Here is a 24,550-nt window from a genome sequence, read left to right on the forward strand (position 1 = left end):
CTCCCAGCCGGGGCAGGCGCCCACGCCGCCGTGCTGGCCCACTTGGCGCAGCACGCCCGCCGCAACCCGCTGGCTCCCCATCTGCGGACCTGCCAGTGCGGCGCCCAGAATTGCCCCTGGCACCCCCGCCAACGCGGCTGCGATGGATCGATCCTGCTCACCCTCACGCGCAACCGCGCGGGAAACACGTGGCGCCTGGCGGACCTTTGCCGGGCGTGCGCAACCACCACGACCTACTCCGCTGCCGTCCCCGAACCAACAAACGGCTCCCCCAGCGCAGCACCTACCCACTTCGACATAGACGACGGCAGCGGCGTCGAGGAACACACCTGCTGGGCGGACGGATTAGACCCCTGAGGTCCGTGCCCGGGGCCGGATGTCAATCTGCCCGGAGTCGCCAACCGCCGGCTCTACGAGCAGCAGTTGATCCGCTCACGGCGATGGCGACAGCCGCCACGATCGCCACCAGCGTCCAGGACAGCGTTGCGCCGTAGGTGCCGCCGAGCACCGGCTGGACCAGGAGGATATGGACCGTGGTCCCCGCCGCGCCTGCGGCTAGGAAGGGAACATCCAAAGAGCATAGGACAGTTCGATGAAAGATTCTGGTTCGATCGGTGAGAAGCGGTCAGAGCTGCGAGGGACTGGGAAAGTGTGCAAATTCCCCTCGCGGCCGTGCCAGGTCACCGATGCGACGACAAATGGGCGGCGGTCTGGGCCAGGACGGTGGTGCGGAATCGGCGCGACCGTCCTTGGCGGCCCGGTCGGCGGTGCGGCCCGGGCGCAGCAGCTGGCGGGCCAGTCCGCGGCCGGTGCCCATGGCACACCCCGCAGGAAGTCGTCGTCAAGGTGAGGACCCGGTCAGCCCGGTGCGCCACAGCGGCATCGTGCGCGAAGGTGCAATTTCACCGCGGTATCGAGTCTTCAGGCGACGCGGAAAGGGTCTGGCCCGAGCCACCCACGTGCCCGGGCCGCCTTTCGGCGGCCACCACCGAACCCGCAGATCGACAGCGCCCAGCCCCGTCACCACCGCGACCGAAGGAACCCTCACCACCATCCCCAACGAGTAACCGATACAGCACCCACGGCACGCGGCACTACCCGCCCTGGCGAGGGACGACCCCTTCCAGGTCCCTTTGGCGTCCACCCGACCGCATCACCGGCGCGCCGATACCTCCTGGCAGTTGTGGCGGAAAGTCTCGGAGGCCGTGGAGAAGACGGTCAGTCCCACCACGGTTGCATTTTGGCCGCGTTCGCGCAGCCCCATGCACGTCGGAGATGCCCGCGAAGGAGCTTGGCTACGACGGAGCCGCCGGGGGTAGTGGCCGAGCCCTTCGTCCCGACGGGCCGCAGCCTCGATGTCGCGGACCGGCACCGGTACCTGGTCAGCGCGGCAGAGGGATGCGAAGCGGTCCAGGCGCTGCCGGCCCTGCAGGCAATCCCTGGCAGTGATGGGTCAGACATCGCGGCTGGACCACTGCACCGTTCGCGGTTACGTCCGGGCCGGCAGCCTCGACACCTGCTGGCTCAAGCAGCCGGACGACTGCCTGTGCTAGACGAGACAGGCCCTTTCAGCATGCCCGCTGGCGGGAAGACGGTCACAACCTTCCCTCGATCCATCGCGAGCTGCGCGAGTGAGGACTCACCGTAGGCGTCCGGCGCCTACGGCTGCTTCCGCACCCTCGCGTCCTGCCTGCCGGCGCCGCCGCCGCCGGGGGGCAAGGTGGAGGCGGCTGCCCCCCGGGCAAGGTGGCGTTACTTTTGCACAAGGGCGGGATGGGCGATGGCACGCAGAAGGTCCTGTTGGTCCACCGTGAGGCCGGTGCCTGGGTCGGTGAGCCACTGCCGGTAGGTGCGGGTATCGCCCGGCCGGGCCAGGGGCTGGCCGCTGCGGTGGCGTTGGAGGGCTTGCTGGTAGTGGCGTTGCCAGGGCAGGGGCCACGGGGGGTTCCACCAGGGGTCGATCTGGTAGAGGGCGTCGAGGAGGTCGGTGAAGCCGCGCTGGTCGTCGCTGGCTGCGGGGTCGCTGTCGGTGGCACCGGTGAGGGCTTGCTTCTTGGCGCGTTGCCGCAGGTTGGTCAGTTCGCGGCCGAGTTTGCGGCCGTCGGGCGCCTGGTAGGTGGAGGCGACGGCCAGTCCCCCGTGGGCGCGGGCGTAGTCCTCGGCGTAGCTGAGGAGTTGTTCGCGGTTGGTCTGGCGGGGTTCCCAGACCATGCCGTAGGCGTCGAGGTAGTGGATTTGCCAGGGGGCGAGTTCGCCGGCGCGGCGGGCGGTGCGTTGCAGGTCGAGCCAGGTGGGGAGGTCGACGAGGTGGGGGGCGGTGCTGGGGGTGGTGCGGGTGGGGGCGAGATGGCCGTGGGTGTTGGCGTAGTCCGCCGCGGCGGACGCGCCGCGCATCCAGTCGGCGGTGACGCCGGGCGGGCGGGTGACGTGCAGGGTGATGACGTCGGCGATCTCGGTAGCGGTGAGGGGGACGCCATCGGGGGTGACGATCTCCGGCGCGGGGGCGGCGGGGTCGAAGGAGGGGGCGGCGGCCTGGTGGGGGCGGTCGGTGGTGGGCTGTACCTGCTGCTCCGCGGCGGGGTCCTGGGGGGCGGTGCTGGGCGGGGTGGTGTCGGGGTGGGGGGCGGGGGCCTTTTCGCCGAGGTGGGTGGTGGGCAGCCGGTCGCTGATGCGGCGGTCGTGGGCGCGCAGGGCCAGTAGGACGTCGTAGAGCGGCTGGTAGGTGCGGTGGTTGAGGAGGTCCTGGGGGTTTTCGCCGGGGGCGAGGTAGATGGGGACCAGGAGGGTGGCTTTGGAGCCATCGGGGCGGGGGCGCAGGGCGCGGCCGAGGGCTTGGACGATGCCGGTGACGTCGCGGCGGGGGGCGGCGAAGCAGAGGTCGACGCTGGTGGAGTCCCATCCTTCGATCAGGAGCCGGCAGTTGCAGACGATGGTGAGGAAGGAGGGGAGGTCGTCGTCGGTGCGGGGGGCGGGTGAGGCGAGGTTGGTGAGGATCTCGACGCGCTGGGGGTGGTTCATGTAGACGGTGTCGGCGCGGAAGGTGGGCGGGATCAGGGGGACGGTTCCGGTGGGGCCGTCGGTGGTGGTGGTGGTGTCGAGGTCGCCGGCGGCGGTGTGCAGGGCGCGGGTCAGGGCGTCGGCGTCGTCGATGCGGTGGTGGAAGGTGACCCATTTGCCGGTGCCGTAGCGGGCGGCGGTTTTGAACAGGGCGGTGGCCAGGCTGGTGAGGGCGATGGTGTCCTGGGCGGTGGCGCTGCGGGTGCGGCGCAGGTGGGTTTGCAGGCCGGGGTGGTCGACGGTGACCAGGACGATGCGGTAGTCGCAGACGAGGCCTTCGGCGATGGCCTGGCTCAGTTCCATGCGGTAGACCGTGGGGCCGAAGAGGTCCTCGTCGTCCATGGAGGCGGCCAGGACGGGTCCGCCGCGGGTGGGGTGCAGGCCTTCGGCGTAGGCGGGGTCAGTCTCCCAGATGCGGGGGGTGGCGGTGAAGTACAGGCGGCGCCGGGCGGGGACTTGGGCGTCGTCGTGGACGGCGCCCCACGCTTTGCTGGCGGATCCCGACGTGCGGTGGGCCTCGTCGCTGATGATCAGATCCCAGGGGGGCAGTGAGCCGGTGGCGTGGGCGGCGATGAGCGCGCCGGTGCCCTGCTCCCCTGGGTCCTCCTTGCGCCGGGTGTCCTCGTCCGTCTCCTCGGCATTGGTGGCGGGCTGGTCGGCGCCGCGCAGGGAGGCGTAGGTGGCGAAGACGGTGTAGGCGTCCTGGTCGTTGAGGCGGGCCGCCAGTTCACCGGGGTCGGTGGTGCGCGGGATGCCGAGTGCGTCGAGGTCGGGGCGCGGGCTGCACACGGCGAGCAGGGTGCCGTGGTGCTGGTTTTGTTCGCGCCAGACGCGGGCGCTTTGGACGAGGAGGTCCAAGGTGGGGACCAGGACCAGGACCCGGGTGGCGTGGCGGGTGCGGGTGAGGTCTTCGGCGATGCGGCAGGCGATGAGGGTCTTGCCGGTGCCGCACGGGGAGACCAGGGTGGCGCGGCCGCCGTCGCGCACTGCGCTGTAGCCGGCGTCGCGGGCGGTGCGCTGGTGGCGGCGCAGCTGGTGGCGGGCGGGGTGGGGCGGGGGTTCGGCAGTGGGGTGGGGCAGCATCGGGGTCCCTCGGCGGTCAGGGTGGGGGTCAGAGTTCGAAGGTGATGTGGACCAGGTCGCGCACCCAGACGTCCATGCCGGTGCCGTGGAGGCCGAAGTAGCGTGCGGCGACGCCTTGGCCGGCGATGTCCAGGGCGCCGTTTTCGTCGCCGGCGTCGCGGGCGGCGAGCAGGCGGCGGGTGTCGTGGGGGGTGAGGTCTTCGTTCAGGCGGCGTTCGCGGCCGTCGTCGCTGGTGCCGGCGGAGGCGGAGGCGAAGGAGAACGTGGCGGTGATGTTGCAGCGCAGGCCCCGGGTGCGCATCGCGTCGTCGGCGGTGCGGGCCAGGCGGGGGCGGAATTTGGCGCGGACGGCGTCGGCCAGGCGGGCGGCGAAGGCAGCCGGCGGATGGCGGCGCTGTCCGCGCAGGTAGCGGCGGACGGTTTCCGGGTGCACGCCCAGGAGGTCGGCCAGGCGGGCGGTCTTGCCGCCCAGCCGCCGGTGCAGGAAGGCGACCTGGGCCTGCGGGCTCTGGGGCATGCTGCGGGGGGTGGCAGTGCGCTGGAGGCGGTCGACGGCAGCGCGTTGGGCGGCCCACAGGGCGTCCAGGACGGGGGTGGTGGTCATTTACTTGCCGTCCCGTGCGGTGTCGGTGGCGCCGTCCTTGATCCGGCGGGCCGGGTTAATGTCCTGCGCGGCGGTGGCCACGTACCAGTCCATGGGCTGGCAGCCTTCCTGTTTGACGTGGCCGGGGTTGGGGCCTGCGGTGAACCCGGACCGGTGGCCGATCAGTCCCAGGATGCTGGGGTCGGCGCAGGCGTAGACGATGCAGTCGGTGTTGACGGCCAGGGGGTGGGCGCCGGTCGCCTGCAGGGTCGCGTGGATCTTGCGGTGCATGGTGGCGCGGGAGCGGGCGATGATCGCGGCGCGGATGTCGGGCCGCCACAGGGGCCGTTCCAGGGCCTTCCAGGGGGCGTGGGGGTCGCCGGAGCGGCGGCCGGGGTCATGCGGGCGTTCGCGGAGCTTGCCGATACCGCCCTTGACGGTGGACTTGATCGCGGCCAGCACCCACAGGTCGGCGGCGTGCTCGGCCTGGAACCGGGGGTCCTTCATGGCGTCCATCGCCGCGAGGTAGGCGGCCGGGGTGAGGGGCCGGCCCGCGTCGTCGTGGACCGCGCCCAGCCGCTCCAGGGTGGTCAGGTAGGCGTCGTTGAGGCGTTGGTACCAGGGCTTGAGGTAAGCGCCCGCCCCGAACGGCGGCACGGGGCCGGCTGTGGGCCGGTGGGGGTCGATGACCGGCGGGTGCGCGCTCAGGCCCAGGGCCGCGGCCTGGGCCGGGGTGGGGCGCACCCACGCCTGCAGGGGGTGGGGGGTCAGGCCCAGTTCGGCGGCAAAGGCCAGGGTATGGGTGTCGTACCAGGCGGGCCCGGTGGGGCGGGTTCCGGTGGGCGTGAACGGGCTGGGCAGCCGCGGGTCGAGGTCCAGGCCGGACAGGTCGGCCAGCCAGCAGCCGGCGAGTTTCTTGTCGAAGCGGGGGTGCTCCAACAGGTAGGGGGCGCAGGTGCCCAGGTGAGTGCCGTTGGCGGCGGCGCCGAAGGCCATGTTGATGTCCAGGCCCACCACGTAGGGCAGGGCCCGTTCGGCGTCGGTGGGCATCCGCCACCAGCCCTGGGCCTCTTCCATCAGGACCTGGGCGGGGTCGCGTTCGTCGCGGCCGCGGGCCAGCGGGTGCTCGGGCGGGACCTCTGGTGGGGCCGCCTCGGTGGCCACGTGCAGGGCGCCATCCAGCCACTGGGGGCCGACCTCGCCGCTGGTCGGGTCGCGGAACGCGCGGGTGGGCGGGCGCAGGGCGGCCATGAGCTCCTGGCCGGTGCTGGCGGTGGAGCTGACCGGCGTCATGACCCGCTCGCTGTACGCGCTTAGGAAGCGAACCAGTTCGGCCACCGGCACGGCCGGGGAGCGGCTGTCCGGTGCGGCGGGCACCGGCCAGCCGCCGGTGGTCAGGGCCCCCCAGGGCAGGATGGCCAGTTGCACGGAGCGGCGTTTACCGGTGTTCGGCTGGTAGATCCGCGGCCAGGCGCTGAACCAGGGGCGGCCGCCGCGCAGCGGGAACTTCCACCCGTGCGCGCTGAGATCGCGGATGACCGGGTGGTCGGCGGGCAGGGCCCGCTCTTCGGGATCTTCGCGCGCGGGCAGGCCCAGCGCTTGGACCGCTTCGTCGGCCAGGACGATCAGCGGGTCGCCGTCCCGGCCGTGTGGCCTCAGGCGGGGGCTGCCGAAGGGCCGGTCGGCGGCCCACGCGACCAGTTCGGCCACCGTGGTGGCGGGACAGGGCAGGACGGCCCCGCTGGGCAGGTGGGCGCGGCCGGTGCCGTCCAGGACGGCGAACGGCCCGTACTCGAAACGCCCGACTGGGCTCTCCTGGTCCGGCAGCTGTTCCTCCGGCACATCGTCCTGCGCGGTCCCTGCACCCGCCCCACTCTGGGAGGAGGCCGCGGCGGCGGGGGCAGGGGCACCGTCCGCTGCCGCAGGGGCGGGGTGCGGCCGGGGGGCGAGGGCGGCGGGCCACGCGCCGGGCGGGGGTGAGGTCGGCGGGTCGGCCGGGGCAGGAGACGCAGCAGGCTCCGGGACGGTGGGGGCGGCAGCGGGCGGCCGCTGCCCGGCCGGCGAGGGGTCGTGCGGCGGCCGGGGTGCGTCCGGCGCAGGAACCGCGGTGTCCGCGGCCGGCGCGGGGGGTGGCAGTTGGGGGGTGTCGGTGGTGGTGGTGTCGTCGGCGAGCAGGCGCTGGGCGTAGTGCTCGGGCAGCGGCAGGAACCGGGCCCGGGTCCGGTCGCTGTGCAGGGCCACCGCGCTCAGCGGACCCAGGTCGCGGGCGGTGATGTCGACCCGCACCGCCTGGCCGAGGCGGGACAAGGTGAGAGTCACTTCCGCGTCCAGTTCCGCCAGCAGGGCCGGATCCGCGCTGTCCATCACCACCAGCACCGTCACTGTGCTCTGAGCGGCCAGCCGAGCCAGCTCTTGCACCGCCGCCGTCAGGGCCGGTCCGGACAGAGCGATATGCGGGGCATGCCGGTGCTGCAGGCGGTCGACGACGACCAGAGACAGCGGCTTGCCCCACTCGTGCCACGGTTCGCTCGCACTGTCGGTAATGGTCTGCGCGTCCAGGTCGGCGCCGTCATCAATGTACAGGGCGGCCTGGGACAGGTCGGCTTGCGCCTGACATGCGGCGTCGGCGTGCTCCCCCGTCAGGGTCCCGGCCCGCAGCGCCTGGTAGGACACGCCGGCGTGGCAGGCCACCACGCGGGCGACGACGTCTTCTCGGCGCAGACCCGCAGCGGCCGCGTACAACACGGTCCGGTCCTCCTCAAGGGCGGCCTGCCGGGCCGCGGCGATAGCCAGCAGGCTTCCGCCGACCCCGGGGGGCGAGGCCACCAGCACCAGGTGCCCGTCCGTAATACCGCGCACCGCCGCGTCCAGAGCGGGCAAGCCGAAGGACAGCGCCGGGCGGGACTCCTGCGCCGCCACTACCTCACCGGCCGCGACCAGTCGCGATCCCCCAGCCCTGGGGGCTTTACGCCGAGCGCGGGACGGTGTCACAGCAGCGGGTGTTGGGGCGGGGGTGTCCGGCAGGAGGACCGCGACCGGCTTGCCGTGCCGGGTCAGGACCTGCGGCCGACCCTGGGCTGCCTGCGCGACGTGGTCCCCCAGATGAGCGCGGGCCGAACTGACCGCCGTGTGCGACACCAGCCCCTCCTCCTCGGCAAGACCCTCCTCCAACCAGGCCAACGGGGCCAGCACCGCGGTATGCGGGTCACGGCTGATCCGCGTCCCGGCCCCCTTCAGTGCGTCGGCGACCAGCGAGGGCAGTATCCGTCGGGCCTCATGCACCCCCAACGATCGACCGACCCGTCGACCGGCAGACACATCCTTCGTTCCCGAGGTCCGCATGCCCACTCCCAGCCCGCACAACTTGTAACGTTAGAGGCCTCGTATCGTACCGCACCCCCTGGTCGCCAGCAGAGAAACCCTCCGCATTTATCGCCCACTTGGTGGTGGAGGCAAATATTTGTAATGCTAATACAGGCGGCGAGGGCCGAACCGCTCACCCTGGCCGACGCGACGCACCCCGGGCTCCCAGGGGTCGGTCTCGCCACCGGTTCGCCGTCCCGATCCGGTGGTGCTGGACCGTTTCGCTGGATGGGGCGGGGTCACAGCCAGGGCCGGGTTTGCTCGTTGCCAAGTGCACGGACAAGCAGGGAGAGCCCTTCGGCCCACACCGCTAGTGGATCATGACAAAGATGACGATGAGGAGGGCGATGAACCCCGCACCCCAAGCCAGGACGCGCTCGACGAGGCGCGGCGAAGGCAGCCAGATAGCCTGCACCCCGGTCGGGGTCGGAAAGACGTAGTACACCCGATGGGGATCCGCTGCGACCTCGACCCGGGCCAGCGCAAGGTGCCGTATGTTCGTGCTCCGGGCCACCTCATTCGGCCGTTCACCCCACACGCGGCCGATCGCCGCACGGTGAGTGGCATCAAGGTCCTCGGGCGGCTGGTCGTTGCCGGCGACCTGAGCGCTGCGCCACTGTCCTTGGCTGCGGGTGCGCTGTCGGACGACGAGCGGCAACGGTTTCTTGGGCAGAACGAGTGCTGCCTCCTGCGGGGTGTGGCTGATCGTGCCTTCGGTCCATGACGTGGTCCGGCCCTCGCCGCCGCACGCCGCGTGGTTGATCGTTCCCTTGCCCGTACAGTCCGCGCAGGTGATGACCTCGGTGCCGTTGCAGATGGGGCAGGTCAAGGTGCCTCGGCCGGTGCAGGTGGGGCAGGCTGCCTCCCGGGCACCGCATTGCGTGCAGGTGACCAGATCCCCGTCCGCGGGGAGGGCCGACGTTCGGGGAACGTGGCGGCGCCGGCCGGTACCGCGGCAGACACGGCAGGGGTCCGCCCCCCGGCACTGCAGGCACACGGTGCGGGGATCGCAGGAGAGCCGCCCGCGCCCTTTGCAGCGGGGGCATCCGACCTTGCCGTTGCCGCAGTCGCAGTGGCGCTCCCGCACAGACCCGCGCAGGACCAGGATGTGCTGTTGGGACGTGGCGGGGTCACGGGGCGGAGGGCACGGGTAGGCCGTCAGGTCCTGGTAGGTCGGATACGTCGACAGGTCCTTGGCGCCGTGGTGCGTCCGCTGCTGTTCCCGGCGGATCTCCACCGACCGGACGATGCGGCAGTCGAGGAGGGGACATCGGGCGATGGTGGCGGCCCCTGGTGTGTGGAGCTTTTGCAGGACACCACGCTGCGCAAGGCGTCGCTCGACCGCTTCGAGGATGTCGTCATCCGAGGGGGCGCCCGCCATGTCCGCTCTCCTGTGCGTTTGGTAATGCCTCGCAGGGGTCCGGTGGCGGCAAGACCACCAGCCACGCGGTGCGCCGAGCCATGCTACGGGCGCAACCAACCGGGGAGGGCCCCTCGCACCGGGATGGCTGACATGTATAGGGCACCCATCGGCTGCAGCCGTGCGCGGCACCCCGCCAGGACGACGTAGCCGGGCGCGGGGTGGGACCGGCATGCGCCAGCTCCGAACGCCGATGACTCCGTCATCCGCCTGGGTACGCAATGACCGTCCTGCGACGCCCCCGGCGGGGGAATAGTCCGACGCCGCAGACCGGCGTCCAGCGCACGTCCTCCTGCGCTGGCTGGGGCAATCGGGATCGTCGACGCCTTCGACGCCGACAGGGCGTAACGGGGGCCGCGCCCGGTCGTTAGAGGGTCGGTCAATGAAGTGCACAGCGGGGCCCCGGGGTCATGGTTCCGGGGTCCCGTGCTGATCGAACAGCCCTCACACCCGGCAGGATGCAGCTGGTGGCCAGCGCCCCACCCGGCGTCGCTCACGGGGTGGGCCGTCCCCCTGGGAGGCGAGCCGGTCTCTTTTGCAGCATCCCCAGGTGGGCTGGGTCCACGGTCGCCTCCACCGCCGCCCCACCCTGCGACATTACACAGCCGGGCAACTGGACACATGGCGGAGCCGGTGTCTGGCCGATCGTTGTCATCCGAGTCCCTGCAGGAATTGGGATGCCTCGTACCGGAGCTGGAAGGTATGGGCATGGTCGCCGTTCATCCAGTACAGGGTCATAGCGGAAAGAATGCTCTCTTTCACCCAGCGGGTGCGAGAGGGCGCACCAGCATTCTGGTCGAGGATCCAGGCTTCCACCTGCTGTGGCAGGCCAAAGGTCAGCCTGTAGGCGTCCGGGGCGTCCAGGGCGCGGATCTCCCATACATGGTGGGGTGCCGACTGCCTGAGCCGGCGCAGGCGGACCAGGTGTGTCGGTTGCTCGAGCGCGTAGTTGACGAAGGCGTACAGGTCGTCGGAGGCCAGGCCCAGGACGAACGGCGCGGCGGGAAATGCCAGGATCAGTCCCAGGGTGGAGCGGCTTTGCAGGCTTTGTGCCAGGGTGTCGAGAGGAATGGTGAGCGAGGCGTGGGAGACGACCGGTTCATCCCACAGGCCGAGAAGTGGCCGCCGCAGATAGTTCCGAATCTCGTTGGTGGCAGGGATGGCGTCCGCCGGCAACGCCTTCATCGCGGCGTGGACATCCTTTGCTGCCGTTCTCACCAAATTCCGTAGCTTTTTGAAGTCTGGGACCGACAGGTCGACCAGGGACAGCTGGTGTGCCAGCGCGAACTCTTGGGCGTCCTGGGTGAATCCGGAGGTAGAGAAGATCGCGTAGCTGTAGCGGTAGCGGGCCCTTGGCCAACGGGGGCCTGAGCTCGTGGCCACGGTGGTCACGACGTTTTCGTTCACGTCGTGCACGACTCCATGGCCGTTGCGGACGATGGAGAGTCCGACCTTGCGGTGTGTGAACTTCCCCTCGACGAACAGGCGTACCGGCAGCGAGAAGGGCGGGACGTACCGGAACTGCCCCAGGGTGTCTGCTTGATGCCACGCTCCACGGCCGCGCACCACCAGGCCATGGTTGCGTTCCTCCAGCACTTTCCACGGCGCCCTCTCCTGATCGTCCTGTGCGGTGAGGACTTCGTACCCACTGGACCGCAGCAGCCATGCCAGGACTTCTTCCAGGATGTATCCGCGCAGCACAGCCTCAGCGATCATGGTGACCGTGTTCCGGTAGGGCCCGCCGAGCGGCGCCGGACGCTGAGTGGCTGTCGCGCGCACCTCCTCGCGGCGGTGCCACGAAGCGGGTCGCGAAGGGAGCAGCAGGGCCGGGTGCCGCGGTACGGGGCCTCCGGGTGTTCGCGGGCTATGTCGCCTGCCGTTGAGGAATCGCGCACTGCGCAGCGGAACCGGGCATGCGTCGGCTTCACCTGGCGGAGGCGGCGGCCTTATGGGAGGTGCGGTTGCAGTTGTCGAGCTTGCTCTCCTACGGGGCCGGCGACACGTGCGGTTCGGCTGATCAGTATTGCTGCAGCGATGCGCTGGTTGTCCGTGCCGTCCAGCATTGCCGACCAAGAGACGCTGGTCCGGGTCGGGTCGAGGGCCTCGAGGGCGGCGTCGAGGATCTCGGGGGCGCAAGCGTCCGCCGCGTTGAGGAACTCCGTCAAGCCGTTGGCAGCGTGGAAGCTGTCGTTCGCCAGTGCGCTGGTGAGGTCTGGGCAGCTGCGGCGCAGCAGTTCCACAGCTACAGGCCTGTTCGTTGCGGCGAGGGATTGGATGGCGTCGGCCGCCCAGTCCCAGTGCGCCCCGCCGGACAGGTCCAGGGAGAGTGTTCCACCGCGCTGACCGACGGACACTGCAGTTTCCGGGGAGATCGCGATGGCCCAACTCGGCATGGTGGTGATGTCGTCTGCGTGGGCGGTGATCCAGCCGCGGCCCGGTTCTCGGGTGGTGCCGCAGCTGAGGGCCTGCGTGATGGATCGAAGTTCCGCCATGTTGTGCCAGAGCCCTTTGGTGCGGGCGTCCAGGGAGGTGAGAGCGATGTGGTCGGTGAGCGTGGCGTACGCGGCGGGGTCGTGGCTGTGGAGCCAGTGGGCCAGCAGGTCCAGGCTCTCCCACGAGCGAAGGTCGCCGTTGCTGACCGCATCAGCCGCGGTTTCCCACGTCGTCGCGGCAATGATGCGCTGCACAAGGATCGTGGCCTGTTCGACGAACCCACGCCGGGCCCCCTCCAGGGGGTGCGGCTCCTCGCCCCAGAAGGTCGCCAGGAAGAAGCCGAACAGGTCATTGACGGCTGGCCCGGGTGCCGCGGTCAGCGCGTGGCTGATGGCCGGAATGGTCTCGCCCATCATCTCGAAGTACAGATGGGTGTCCGCGGCGGCGCACCACATCGCGAATTCGGTGTAGCCGTGGAGGGAGTATTCGTCGAGGTCGTGGGCCGCGGCCAGCAGGGGTGCGCGGTCCAGCGCCTGCACGCATTGCTCCTTCCACACCTGGGGCACTGCCTGCCACAGCTCGCCCACCAGCTCGGCCCAGGAGTAGACGGATCCGGCGGTGAGTTCGGCGCTCAGGCGGTGAGCGAACTCACGAGGCGGGATCTGTCCTGCGGTGGTGGCCCAGGTGCCGCCGTCGCCTGTGTGGGAGCGCAGTGCGCTGGCGGCCCAGCGCAGCGCATAGGCCTCAGCTGAGGTGGCCTCGTTGATCCAACGAGCGATGGTGCTGTCGTGGGCCAGCACCTGGGTGCAGGCTTGTTCTCCCCACCAGGTGATGTTCCACAGGACCATCGCTGCTGCCGCTCGTTCCTCGCGGGGTGCGTGGATGCAGCGTTCCACCAGGGTGCAGGTCGTTGTCTCGTTCATGAGCACTTGCGGTCGTCTGTGCCGGAGCCGGTCGACTTGGCGGAGGTCGTCCAGCAGCCAGTGGATGCCTTGGAGGGCTGTGGCCGGATCGGTCAGCTGCTTGCGGAGAAGTTGCAGGAGCTGCTCGTCGGGTTGGGGGTCCGCGGTGAGGACGGCACGCAGCGCGTATGCGGCGAAACGCTGGTGGGTGGTGCGGATGCGTTCGCCGGGCAGCGTCAGGCGGCGTCCGGTGACGGCGGCCAGCGCGTCGTGGGCCCATCGTGGGGAACGGCCGAGATTCTCGGTGGCCAGGGCGAGCAGTGTCGCCTCGTCGATGCCGGCGTCGAGGGACAGCAGTTGCTGCGCGCTGAGGACCGCGAGCAGGAGGTCTGCTCGCTGGTGTTCGCGCAGAAAAGCGACTTCCTCCGCGGCGCGGCGTTCCCCTCCGGTCAGGACGAACATGAACTGCCATGGGCGGGTGGCGTGGCGTGCTTGGGTGAGCCGTTCGTCGATGGGCGTGGTGAAGGGCTTGTGGCCGAGGCGGTCGTCCAGCTGGGAGAGAACGGGTAGGAGGTCGTTTTGGTGGGCGCTGATGTGGTCCGCCAGGAGCCGAACAGCCCGGGCCGGCAGCAGGTGCACGGTGGCGGGGTCCGTCGAGGGGGTGTTCTCGTCGTCGGTGTGGACGAGCAGGATCTTCAGTCGGCTGGAGGCAAGGTGTTCCAGATCGGTGTGGACCTCGGGGCGCAGGGCTTGTGCGTCGTCGATGACAGCCACGGTGGGATAGCGCGGGTGGGCGAGGGCTTGAACGGTCGCGCGGGTGGCGACTGCGGCCTCGGCGAGTTCGACGACTTCCCAGCCGTCGCGGTTGAGCTGGCGTGCGGCCTGGAAAGCGGTGAGGGACTTGCCGCATCCGCTGGGGGCCTGTAGGCGGGCCAGGTTGGCGACGGTCAGCCGCTGGGCCACATCGTCGGCTTCGGGGGCTTGCGGGCAGGCTTCGGTGTCCTGGGAGGTGAGCCGGTAGCCGCGCAGGGCGGCCCCCAAGTCGCGCTGGATGGTGTAGTCGACCCAGCGCCAGCCGGGCAGTTCGGGCTCGGGGACCAGTTGGGATGCGAGGTCGGGCAAGGCGTCGTCGGCCGTGGCGGTGACGGCGAGTGGACCGGTGGCGGAGGGGCCGATGCGCACGACGGGCCAGTGCTGCCCCATGGGGCCGGTCAATTGGGTGACGACGTCCTCATCGCTTTCGGAGTAGCCGACGATGAGCAGAACGCGGGGGCGTTCGGTGAGCATGGTGCGTACCCGCTCGGCAAGGTCGGCCGGGACGCGGCCTGGCTCGTCGGGCAGGATCCATGGGGCCCCGGGATGGGCGGCGTCCCCGTGGGGTTTGACGAACTGGGCTGCAGCAGCCGGTAGCGCGGTGCCGTACTGGGCACCCCATGCGCGTTCGATGGCGGTGTCCCAGTTGAAGGAGACAGTGAGCTCGATCAGGCCCTGGTGCATCAGGCGTGCCATGGCCTGGTGTGCCGGTGAGGGCCGGCGCTGTCGGTCGAGTGCCTCGAACCCGTCCTGGAAGGAAGTGCGGGCATCGGCGTGCAGGCGCAGTTGCTGGTAGCCGTGGCTCAGTCTGTCCCGGTCGTTGCCGATCAGGTCTTTGGCTGGTGCGGGCGGCTGACCGATGGCGTCGGCTGTCGCGTGCAGTGCGGGCGGGCAGGCATCCAGGGCCTGCCAGAGCAAGGGGGTGAGTCCGGCGGTCATAGGATATCCGGCGAACGACATGCCAGCCCCGACGACGGCTACGGCTCCCCAGGGCCTGATCTGCGCCATGGCCGCTTGCAGCTGATGTTCGTAGTGCTGAGCGTCTGAGTGGTTCACTGTTGCCGCCAGAAGAGGTGACTCGCACGGGGCGCGGCGCCGACAGGCCGCAGGTTCAGGGTGCCACCTCACCCCCATTCTCGTCAACGTGACGACAATGACGGGCGCTCGACCTGCTCCTCGATCTCCAGCCCTCCCCTCAGCCGCAGGACGCCAGGCCGCCCGGTTCGCGTCCCGCAGCACCGTTGCGATCACAGCGCTGCTTCCCCGCGGAAGCAGCGCGCTGAAGTTCACAGCGCGCCGTCATGTGGTGGGAAGCTGATGCCATGCCCCCTATGCAGCCCTTCGCTCCCGACTGGGACCGCGTCGCAGTACAGCAATCCGAGCAGTGGAACTGGCTCGCGGTCGAGATAGCCGAGATCCGGCGCTGCGCCGACGTGGGTGATCAGGCACACGACCGGCTTGCGCTCATCCTCCTTGACCACCTGGCGGAGGTGGTGGTGGGCCGTGAGGTCAACGCTCAACTGGCCTTCCAGATCGCTGACAGTCGCGTCGAAGAGATGCGCGCGTTCCGCGACGGCGGCGGGGACCTCAGCGAGGAGCTGAACCGGCTGGTCGATGAGCATGTGGGGCCGGATCGTCGCCAGGCCATGGACGCTCACCTGCGCGAGAAGACCAAGTTTTTGATGCAGAGGGGCGTGCTGACAACCCCGGAGCGCGATGTGCTCGACCGTCTGCACCAGTACCGCAACACGGCGTACCACCGGGACACGCTGGAGCCGGACCTGATCTCCGATCTTGTCTTGGCGTACCGGGTGCTGGCCGACGAACTCATCGGCCGGCACCAACCCATCGCGTGGACGATGGCGTCTTCCGATCCGGCCCCTATCGTGACGCCCCAGCAGCTTCGGGGCCGGCTCACCGAAGGCGTGGACATCGACGGCAAGGCGATGGCCCACCGGTTCCGCGGTCACGCGGTGCAGCGCGTGCAGGCCGTTGCCGAAGCCGTCGCCACCGCACAGCAGTTGCTGGGTGTCCACAGCTCCGGGGAGGCGGACGCCTCCCTTCCCGATGATGAGATGGCCCGCATGCTGAAGGGTCTCTGCGAGGTGTCCAAGCACCTGCCGTCCTGGGCGAGACAGGCGGAGGGGCTCAAGACCAAGACCCTGTCGCTCACCGGGCTCATGATGCCGTTCATCCACCTGGACCGGGCATTGAGCCGCGTCGAGCCGTCCGTGCGGCGCCTCGACATGATCTCCGACTGGTTCGAGCAGCGTCAGGTCGACGAGCTGCGCGGCAGGTAGCAGGGGGCCCGCGACCGATGGGCAGCAGGCCCTCGCGTCGGGGCGAACGATCCGGCTGCCCCGCTGTCCGGTGCACGGCCCGCAACCCGTTTCTCGGCAAAGCCGCAGGGGTTGGTGAAAACCGGTGCGGATTCGATGGAGGCTGCGGTCTGCCCTGGGCTGTGCGGAGCCGCGTCGGGCCCCTGTGCGGTCCTGAGCGGGGCGCCTTCAGTTTCCTGGGTGTGTGAGGACGACCCGGGCGGCGGCCGCCTTCTCCGCGTCAGGAGCGATCTTGTACAGCTTCATGAGTTGGCTTGCGGCCACTACGTGACCGGACCGGGCGACCAGGGCGGCGTAGAACTGGGCGAGCGCCTCCTCCAAGGGCAGCCCGGCGTCGTCGCGAACCGCGAGGCCGCAGCGGAGCCCGGTCAGGATGAACGGGAGTGAGGACGTGTTGACCCACGGTTGGGTCAGGACCTGCCAGACCAGGGCCTTGAGGTTCTGGTTCGCTGCCCCGGGCACCGAGGCTCGGGCCAGGCCGGTGGAGGCGGCAGCCAGCCACTGGCTGATGTCGTGCGGGCGATGCTCGCTGATGTGGGAGACGCACTCCAGCACGAACGATGCCGCGGACTGCGGCTGCGTCCATGCCTGCGGGCGGGACAGGGCGTTTGCGACGGCTTTGGCCTGCCAGCCGTCAGCAAGGGCTGCGGCCTCGTAGAGGTTGGTGGAGAACTCGATGTCAACGTAGTGGTTGCGCAAGAGGTCGGCCTTGATGAGCAGGGCCTGGTGGGTGCTGAACTGGCCGACAGCGGTCGTGGCGTCCAGGAGGTCGAGGGTTCCGAAGGTGGGGATCTGCTCCGCACGGGCGATCGCGCGCAGGACCCGGTCGTCGCTCCACAGGACCAGCCCGTGCTCCTTGGCGTAGTCGGGGGCGGTGAGCCACTCTGTGCCGTGCGTGCCGGGAAGGGGGAAGCGTCGCAGTTCCGGACGGGGAACGCGGGCGACCGACCGGAGGACCTCCACGACACGTATCGACATGGAACGCAGCCACTGGACGTTGGCCGCTTCGTCGATGTGGGCCTGTGCCCGCTGTCCCGCCTCGTCCCAGCCCAGTGTCAGCTCCGACTGCAGCGCGAGGGACTCCTTCGCGTGCAGGGCGTCTTGGAACAGCTGGTCGGTGGTGACCACTTCCTCCAAGCTGCCGATCAGCCGCTCGGCATGGCCCGGATCCAGCAGCGCCAGGGTGTGGGCAGCGGTGGGATCGATAACCGTGCGCAGGGAGCGGGCTGTGGTCACCGCTTCGGCTCCCGCACCGGCGGTCTGGGCGTCGCCCGCATAGACGAATCCGGCCCCCCGGCGCAGGCTCAGCTCCGTGTAGCTGCGCCCGGCCACCCACGTGAGGGGGCCCAGGGGGAGGTCGCCGGCTGCGACCTTGCTCTGGACATCCTTGATGCTCTCGTGGGCCTGACGCAATTCCTCCGCAACGTTGACCAGCGGATCATCGCCGGGGCCCATTTTCACGGCGCGGAACTGGGAGCTGTCGGGAAACCGTTGCAGGTAGTCGGCGGTGGCTTCGTTGAGCTGGCGTGCGTCGTTTTCGGACCACCGCTCGGGGGTGCCGGCGGCACTCAGGTGCAGGGTAGCGATGAAGGCGCCGAGGAGTTCCTCGTCGTCGGGCCAGCGCTGCATCAGGGCCAGGGCTTGGCCGGTGAAGTTGGCTTCGCCGCAGTGCCTCGCCCCGAGCTTGACCCACACCAGGGCCTCGTGTCCGGTGCGGGGTTCGATCGGCGTGCCTTGGTAGGCAAGAACATTCCAGGCATCCTCGAACAGGCCGCGGGCTACATGGCAGCGGACCAGCGCCCACCGGGCGTTGTGGTCGTGCGGATCAAGGGCGAGCATGTTCCGCGCCGCGTCGGTGGCCCGGTCGGTGTTGCCTTCCGCCAGCTCCGCCTCAACCAGCAGCGCATACATCTCGCCTTGTGCAGCCCAACCGGGACCGGCCAGTGCCAGGGCCTCGCGCGCGCACGCTTTCGTCTGCCCGGGCAGGTCGGCATGCCGGTAGGCGTCTGCCGCCATGGCCATCAGGAAGGCGTCACGCCAATGCTCCGCGCCCGAGCGCAGCGTACGTGCCCGAAGCTCCCGTTCGCCGCTGATCTGGTACCGCTGTGCCAGTGCTATCACGATGATGCGACTCTTGGTGACGTTGGCGCGCAGCACGGAGAGGTCGCCGGTGGAGCTGGCGGTCAGTGCCCGGGTAATGAGTCTGATCTCGGCGACCAACTCAGGATGGGCGCCGTCGAGGCGGTCCAGGTCGGCCGGTTGCGTCCCGCACTGCGCCATTCCCATCGCGGCCTGGAGTTGTTCCTGTTCGGTGGTGGCCGCGTCCCACACGGCGCGCCAGGCGGATTGGACCTGCGGGGTCCCGATCTGGCCGCCGGCTTCCCGCTCCAGGAGCATGGCAGTGATCTGTGCACGGACGTAGGCGCTCTCGACCTGGCTCTGCAGGCGCTGAGCCTGCTCCACCCGGCCGGTGAGCGCGGCAAGCGCTGCCCGGTGTTCGATCAGGCGGGCGTCGCTCGCCTCGCGGGCGAGTGCCTGGCCCTCGGGCTGTTCCTGTGTCAGGCCCCAGGCTATGGCGGCGTCGCCGCACAGCTGCGCTGCCCGTACCGCCACCACGGTGGGTCCCACGCTGTCACCGAACCAGGTCCGGCGGCCGTCGCGGGCTTTGATCGCCAGGGTGAGGGCGTTGCGCGCGTCCGCGAGCCGGTGCTCGCTCCGGCCGCGGACGGCACGGTCCAGGAGGATGAGAGCGGACAGGTACTGGATGCCGGACAGGGTGTCGTCCGGGTCCGCGGCACGCAGCCGGGCCAGGGCGGCGGCGTCCTGGCCCGTGCTGGTGAGGGCATGGGCTTCCAGGCCGGCTTTGAATGCCCGGGCAGTTGGGGTTGCCGGCGCCCAGGATGCGAGATGGCCCAGGGCTTTCTTCCAGTCGCTGTCGAGCAATGTCAGCGTTCCGAGCAGGAGAGGTGAGCTGGGATGGTTGTTCGTGACGAGAAAGTCGCGCGCATCCTGGTCCGATCCGGCCGCGCTGAGCTGCTGTGCTGCGCGCGCGACCCACAAGTCCCGCGGGAAGCCGCCATCATCGATGCAACGCTGGAAGAACGTGACCGAAGCCTGGTGGGCCTCGTAGTCCGCGGCGAGTTGGGCCAGCCAGGCGAACGCCTGCGGGGGCGCCTTCTCCATCCACCTCGGAAACCGGTCGGCCCACTGCCTCAAGAGGGCCTCGCGCTCGGTCGGGCAGCTCTGCAAGAGCCCGACTGCCTGCTCCACGGCCGGCCACGCTCCCGTCAGGGCCTGTGCCTCTTCCTGTGCCCGAAGGTTCAAGGTCTGCAGCCCCGCCTGGAAGTCTGTCCGTGCATCCAGACGGTGGAGGATTTCGTGCCCGCTGCTGGCAATCTCCTCGAGCACCGCTACCAGTTCGTCGCGCAGGGCAGTGCACATGCCCAGCAGGTGTTCCTCGCTGAGATCCCGCAGGCCCGCCAGTGCGTCCTGGCCCTCAGCCTCACGGTCGTGTTTCCATCCCTCAAGCAATTCGACTGGGTAGAGGGCCCTGTTGGGGCCGTCGACCGTCTTGTGGTGAGGAGTGCACAGCAGCATCAGGTTGACGAAGCTGTTGCGCTGCTTGACCGTCCAGGCCGGGTCGAACCGGGGGCCACCGCTCTCGAAGGCGCGGATGTGGGCGATCTCCAGGTTGAGCATCGGCTCAGCACCGACCATCCGGATGACCGGCTCACCACAACCGGGCCAATAGCACGCGCCGCGGGCCAACGTCATCAGCCCGGCGATCGTCGCGTTGGTGTAGCTACGACGCGGTTGCGAAGTCATAGACGCCCCCACTCTCAACAAGGCGGCCAATCTATCGGCCAGCGCTGACAGCACATCCGTGCACAGGGCGACAGGCCGTGAGGGCTGTCAACTCGCAGTGCCGGCAGATGCTCAGTTGTTCCAGCGCCTCGCGGGCGCGGGGGCCTACGGGCCGGGGATGCCGTCGAAGACGGTGGGGTCAAGCCTGTCCAACACCAGCAGGACCCTCGCGCGCGTGACCAGCCGGGTTTTCTGTCGGCGGGGCGGTGAACATTCCTGGCGGCGCCGGGACGAGGTTCTCGGCAGGTGGTTCCAGCTGCTATCGCAAGAGCTCCGCGAGCTCCTGCGCGCGCTGGATGGCTGGCTCCCATCCGAGGTGGCCGAAGGGCCTCCAGCACTTTCCGCAGGCCCGTCGTGCAGGCAGCGCCGCTCAGCAGCAGGCTTCTATGCCGGACCAGGTAGTCGTCGACGATCTCGAGTACCTCCATGAGGCCTTCGCCTTCGCGTGCGTAGTCTTCTGCTGCGGTGACTGCTGAGGCGACGCTGCGGAAGATTGCACGTGGTTGGACGGCGCGCAGATACGTTGCTTCGTCCAACGTGGTTGGCGCTGTCGGGCTCGGCCGACACGCAGCCCAGGGCAGGTGGCGAGCGCCCAAACGATCGCGTGAATGGGTCCGGGGCGCAGCGGCGCGGTCGTCGGCGAAATGGTTTCGGCTTAGCGATAGCGGCAGTTGCTCAGTGTTCCGGGCCACGAAAACGTCGATCGCGCCGGGGCGCGAAGGCTCGCAGCGCTGGCCCCGGTTGTCGGCCGGGAGGGTGATCGAGCATCACGGGCCGGCACGTCATTGCCGCGCGAAGTGCTCCATCGGCCCCAGGCGCCTTTCGTGCGGCACGCGGTCCCAACTGTTGCCCGGTCATCCACAGGTTGACGACTGCGGGCCTCTATGCTGCCGTCGCCGGGGTCCATGCTCGGGCCATAGTTGGGGCAGGTCACCAGACCTGCCGCTCTATAGTCCGCTGTCGATTGCCAGGCCGAGGGATAGCAGAAGTCTAGCCTGCCCGTATCTCCCAGACCTCGCCATCTTGACTCCGCGTTCCACGAGAGCGACAACCTCCTCGTCGATAGGAACTATGTCGTCTTGTTCTCGACGAGGAACAACAACGTTACCCGCGGCATCCCTCGGGAGCATCTTCAAGGCGTTTTCAGCCTCGAAGTATCCTCCGATGTATGCCATCTTGAAACATAGCTCTGCCCTGTAGAGAAAGCCTTGTCTTTCATAGGAGCGGCCGGCCTTCATCAAAGTTTCAGGGTATTGGGAATGACTGATAACCCATTCCTCTAGCGACCCCTCCACTGCATCATTGGGCAGCGGGTATTTTTCGCTGGCCTCCTTGAAGTGCAACAGGCGCATCACGTCGTTCATTTCGCTATCGGACACATTGTTCCCGATGGCGGCTATTGTAGGGTCACCCAGAGAGGACCGTTCGATGAGTTCTTGCTCCCACCGCTCTCCGTCGGGCTGGATTTCGATGGGTTCCCACCGATCGCTCTCACTGTCGCAAAACAGCAAGAAGGAATCCAACTGAGGTTGCGGTTGATCGGCCCAGGGCCGGAGGGGGGCACCGTGCTGCGTCGCCGAAGGATTCGCGGCCGAAAGGTGGCTGTCTGCTTCCTCGGACACGGCACGCGCAGCAGCATGCCTTGGCCGGCGGACGAGCGGCATTGCCGTAGACGGCGGTTCAGATACGGCTGCATCGGCCTGTTCTTCGAAGTGCGACCTGGCCACTATGGGAATCAGATCCCGTGCGTACTGATGGAGCGTTCTGATGGGCACTCTCTGTACGGCGCTCGCCGAAGGATGGGCGGGCCTGTCCACGAAAGACAGGTACGGATTCTCATAGAACGCCGAGTCACTCGTCACCGCGATCCTCCCCGGTTGCCTTTCGTTTGTACCTGTAGAGCACGCCTTCCACTGTACTATCTGTCACGCCCAGAAGGTGTGCAATTTCAGGAATCGTATAGTCTTCCGATCGCAAATAGAGAATACGTTGGAGCCGTCGGTCCATATCTTTCATTCGGAAGGCAATCATGTCCCGCTGCACGGATATGACTTCTGGATCCTGTCCCATGCGTGGATTCGGAACGTCTTCCATTGGCACACATTTATTGCTGGCGAGCCCTGAAGCCCGGTACGCGTCGGCGAACTTGAACTTGCAGCCGCCGATGAACCATGTGCGCAGGCTTGCCCTAGCCGGGTCCCAAGTTCCTTCCAGGATCTGCTTCTTGAAGGCCATCACCGCGTCGGTCACCGTGGTGGCGCGCAAGTCAATCGCTTGCGTCTCGCTCCAGTTGCATACCCCGCCGCCGGGGACACGATCCCAGATCACGCCAGAGTTCATCCAGGCGGTTAATACTCCCAGCCCATACCGCATGAGTCTCTCGACGACGGCACGGCCCAGTTCGCCATCGAAGCCATCCTTGCGTAGACGCTCCGCGAGCTGGAGATCCGTCCAACCGTCCAGGACGGGGGCTGCGGCCGGCCGCCTTGACCGATTTTGAGCGTTCGGACGTGGTGGCGGTGTCTCAAGTCCCGGCGGTGCCACGGAACTCGCCGAGGCTGAAGCTATCTGCGCAAACGCCATGTCGCCTTCGCCGAGATCCGAAGGATCGCGACCGCCGGGAGGAGAGGCCGCACACTCCTCCGTTCTGTGACCCTCATGGTTCGAGACCACGCGCGACCTCCTGAGGCGCATCAGCTGTTGTGGGTGACGACGTCTCCTTGTAGGGCGTGGATGCGCCCCTCCCCTCGCGTGGGCGACAACTTTCTTTTTTTACTTCCTGCGAGGGGGAGCGGCCCTCTGGTGCCTAAGAGTTGGCAAGTTCCGATCGACATCGACATGGAGTTACCGTGAGCCAGAACGACCCTCAGGCAAACGGCTCTGCAGGGGAACCGGCCCTGCCGGCGCCGCAAGGCCCCGAGGCCCCTCTAATGGATCTTCGAGCCGCCGTGATCCTTCTTCTGGGATGTTGGGTAGGGATAGCTGCCGGGTTCCTGACCTGGGCAAGCCATCAGCCCCTGCCCGCCGCAGTCCTCGCAGCAGGCGTCGGATTCGCCGGCGGCGTGGTCTTCTTCGGGAAGCTCATCCGCTAACAAATCGCCTTCCGTGCCACTGCGCCGGCACGGAGTGTTGGTTCCCTGGGAGGCCGACGGCGTCTGGCTTCCGGCGGGAGCAAGGGCGTGAAGTGGAGAGGCCACGTGATCCTCGTGGTTGAGCGGACCGGCCCTGCAGCGGGAGCCGGCGGAGGATCCCCGGTTGCTGGGGTGCAGCTGACGGGCGTCGACCGCTGATGGCAGCCGGCCGTGCACGCGTAGCGAATGTGCGCGGCGCGGCGTATCAGGGACCGCCAACTTCTGGGCCTCGGCGAGGACCGCGGCCATGAGCAGCTCACCTCCTGCCAGTCGTCCCGGAGCCAACACCAGCGCTGCACGCGCGGGAAGCGCGATGAGGACGTGAGGGCGCCTGGGACTAGTACTCCAGCCGTACTTCGTGGCTTGACCTGGGGAAACGTCGAGCGGTGGGAGTACTAGGGGCAGGACAACACGTAGGCTGCCGCCGATACGGCGCTACTGCTCTTCTCCATCCCCGTGACGCGGCCATCATCGCGGCGTTCCTGTGCGCCTGCGTCCACCGCCCCGCGGGCACTGACATCGGCCTCTACGGCCGCATGTCAGGGACACGACTCTCCCGATCAGAACCTCCACCCATCCCGTCGAAGGCACATCGCCTGCACAAGGTGAGGCGCAACCGCCAGGACGCCGTGGGCCACCGCGGGAGCGGAGACCTCATCCGATGGGGCCTTCGCCTTCCGCCCTCACGCCCCTTGCGTAGCGCCCCAGGGCGAATTCCGGACATATTTGTCCGAGCCCGCGCGTCATCCTCAACCCACCCCTGACGATGTCGGGATGTCGATGCCGCGCACTGCCCCTATAGCTATGACAGCCACAATTCTGCTTCTGGCGGGCTGCGGAGCGGGAACCCATTCGCCCGCTGCTCAGGGAGCACGGCTAACCAAAGCAGCCGGCGTCAGCAGCATCACGGTCATCTGCGTCAAGGGCTTGTGGGATGACACCAGACCGATCGGCACCAAGGTGAGCACGCCACCGGCTCCCGGCGAGCGTGGGCAGCGAGGGCTAGTTCAGATCACTCTTACCGGCCCACAACTGGTCGCTTATCTGAAGGAGCTTGATGCTAACGCCCACCCGGGGTGGGCTAGTGGCGGCAGGGACAACAAGGCGGAGTCGACGCGCGTGTATGACGCACTGTCACAAGCCGTGGACAAGATCACTGCCGTTCGGACCAGCAGTGATCCCGCCCCGGAGGTCATCATCGATGACACCATCCCTACCACCGCCCCCTGAGCGGTGGCCCCTGCCCGCGAAAGGCCCGGCGAGCGGCAGAGCTGGCTGCGGACGCTGGCTTCCCTCGACAGTCTGCCCGTCGGGTACCGCTCCGATCTGGGCTGTCTGCTGCTCGACGCCCTGGCGACCGTCACCGAGGCCCAGCCCGGCACCACGGTGTGGCGGATGCGTACCTTCGGCGCCGGCCCCGATCACGACCAGCTCGGCTTCGCCGTCTGCTCCGCCCTGACCGACCGCACCCCCGCGCCGCGTTCTCCGCATGGCTCCGGCTACGCCACCACGAACCCAGCGAGAGCACAGACCTCACACATCTCACGTCGGTGGGTGTATTG

Annotated in this window: 12 protein-coding genes and 1 pseudogene; 2 read left to right on the forward strand and 11 right to left on the reverse strand. The window is 68.9% G+C overall.

The genetic code is table 11. The features are described 5' to 3' along the window. Positions 1 to 1,752: 1,752 nt before the first annotated feature. From ABZ721_RS35665 to ABZ721_RS35695, 7 genes and pseudogenes are all read right to left on the reverse strand, one after another. Positions 1,753 to 4,140 (reverse strand): DEAD/DEAH box helicase family protein, encoded by a 2,388-nt coding sequence (locus ABZ721_RS35665; RefSeq protein ID WP_358792943.1) that lies wholly within the window; start codon positions 4,138 to 4,140, stop codon positions 1,753 to 1,755. 28 nt (positions 4,141 to 4,168) lie between these two features. After that, positions 4,169 to 4,744 (reverse strand): helix-turn-helix domain-containing protein, encoded by a 576-nt coding sequence (locus ABZ721_RS35670; protein WP_358792944.1) that lies wholly within the window; start codon positions 4,742 to 4,744, stop codon positions 4,169 to 4,171. Beyond that, positions 4,745 to 7,642, reverse strand: coding sequence for a DnaB-like helicase C-terminal domain-containing protein (locus ABZ721_RS35675; RefSeq protein WP_358792959.1), 2,898 nt, complete (start codon positions 7,640 to 7,642; stop codon positions 4,745 to 4,747). Positions 7,643 to 7,753: 111 nt separating this feature from the next. Further along, positions 7,754 to 8,065: pseudogene (locus ABZ721_RS35680) on the reverse strand (type II toxin-antitoxin system prevent-host-death family antitoxin); the annotation flags it as partial. A 331-nt stretch (positions 8,066 to 8,396) separates the two neighbouring features. Beyond that, complete coding sequence (locus ABZ721_RS35685) at positions 8,397 to 9,467, reverse strand: hypothetical protein (protein WP_358792945.1); 1,071 nt, start codon at positions 9,465 to 9,467, stop codon at positions 8,397 to 8,399. Positions 9,468 to 10,157: 690 nt separating this feature from the next. Beyond that, positions 10,158 to 11,222, reverse strand: a complete 1,065-nt coding sequence (locus tag ABZ721_RS35690) for a hypothetical protein (protein WP_358792946.1) — start codon at positions 11,220 to 11,222, stop codon at positions 10,158 to 10,160. A 230-nt stretch (positions 11,223 to 11,452) separates the two neighbouring features. Continuing rightward, positions 11,453 to 14,593, reverse strand: coding sequence for a hypothetical protein (locus ABZ721_RS35695; protein WP_358792947.1), 3,141 nt, complete (start codon positions 14,591 to 14,593; stop codon positions 11,453 to 11,455). A gap of 392 nt (positions 14,594 to 14,985) precedes the next feature. On the opposite strand from ABZ721_RS35695, the gene ABZ721_RS35700 reads away from it, so the two are divergent. Then, positions 14,986 to 15,954 (forward strand): hypothetical protein, encoded by a 969-nt coding sequence (locus tag ABZ721_RS35700; RefSeq protein WP_358792948.1) that lies wholly within the window; start codon positions 14,986 to 14,988, stop codon positions 15,952 to 15,954. A gap of 207 nt (positions 15,955 to 16,161) precedes the next feature. Here ABZ721_RS35700 and ABZ721_RS35705 read toward each other — a convergent pair whose 3' ends face one another. The 4 genes from ABZ721_RS35705 to ABZ721_RS35720 all read right to left on the reverse strand — a co-directional run bounded on the left by ABZ721_RS35705 (position 16,162) and on the right by ABZ721_RS35720 (position 23,237). After that, entirely contained in the window at positions 16,162 to 19,818 is a 3,657-nt protein-coding gene (locus ABZ721_RS35705) for a tetratricopeptide repeat protein (protein WP_358792949.1), read from the reverse strand. Positions 19,819 to 20,804: 986 nt separating this feature from the next. Then, positions 20,805 to 21,221: a hypothetical protein gene (locus ABZ721_RS35710; protein ID WP_358792950.1), complete on the reverse strand. Its 417-nt coding sequence runs from the start codon at positions 21,219 to 21,221 to the stop codon at positions 20,805 to 20,807. 487 nt (positions 21,222 to 21,708) lie between these two features. Then, positions 21,709 to 22,530: a helix-turn-helix domain-containing protein gene (locus ABZ721_RS35715; protein WP_358792951.1), complete on the reverse strand. Its 822-nt coding sequence runs from the start codon at positions 22,528 to 22,530 to the stop codon at positions 21,709 to 21,711. Positions 22,531 to 22,784: 254 nt separating this feature from the next. Continuing rightward, positions 22,785 to 23,237 (reverse strand): hypothetical protein, encoded by a 453-nt coding sequence (locus tag ABZ721_RS35720; protein WP_358792952.1) that lies wholly within the window; start codon positions 23,235 to 23,237, stop codon positions 22,785 to 22,787. A 555-nt stretch (positions 23,238 to 23,792) separates the two neighbouring features. On the opposite strand from ABZ721_RS35720, the gene ABZ721_RS35725 reads away from it, so the two are divergent. Further along, on the forward strand, positions 23,793 to 24,218 hold the full coding sequence (locus ABZ721_RS35725; protein ID WP_358792953.1) for a hypothetical protein: 426 nt from the start codon (positions 23,793 to 23,795) through the stop codon (positions 24,216 to 24,218). Positions 24,219 to 24,550: the final 332 nt, after the last annotated feature.

The sequence above is a fragment of the Streptomyces sp. NPDC006733 genome (genome assembly GCF_040636125.1).
GTDB lineage: Bacteria > Actinomycetota > Actinomycetes > Streptomycetales > Streptomycetaceae > Actinacidiphila.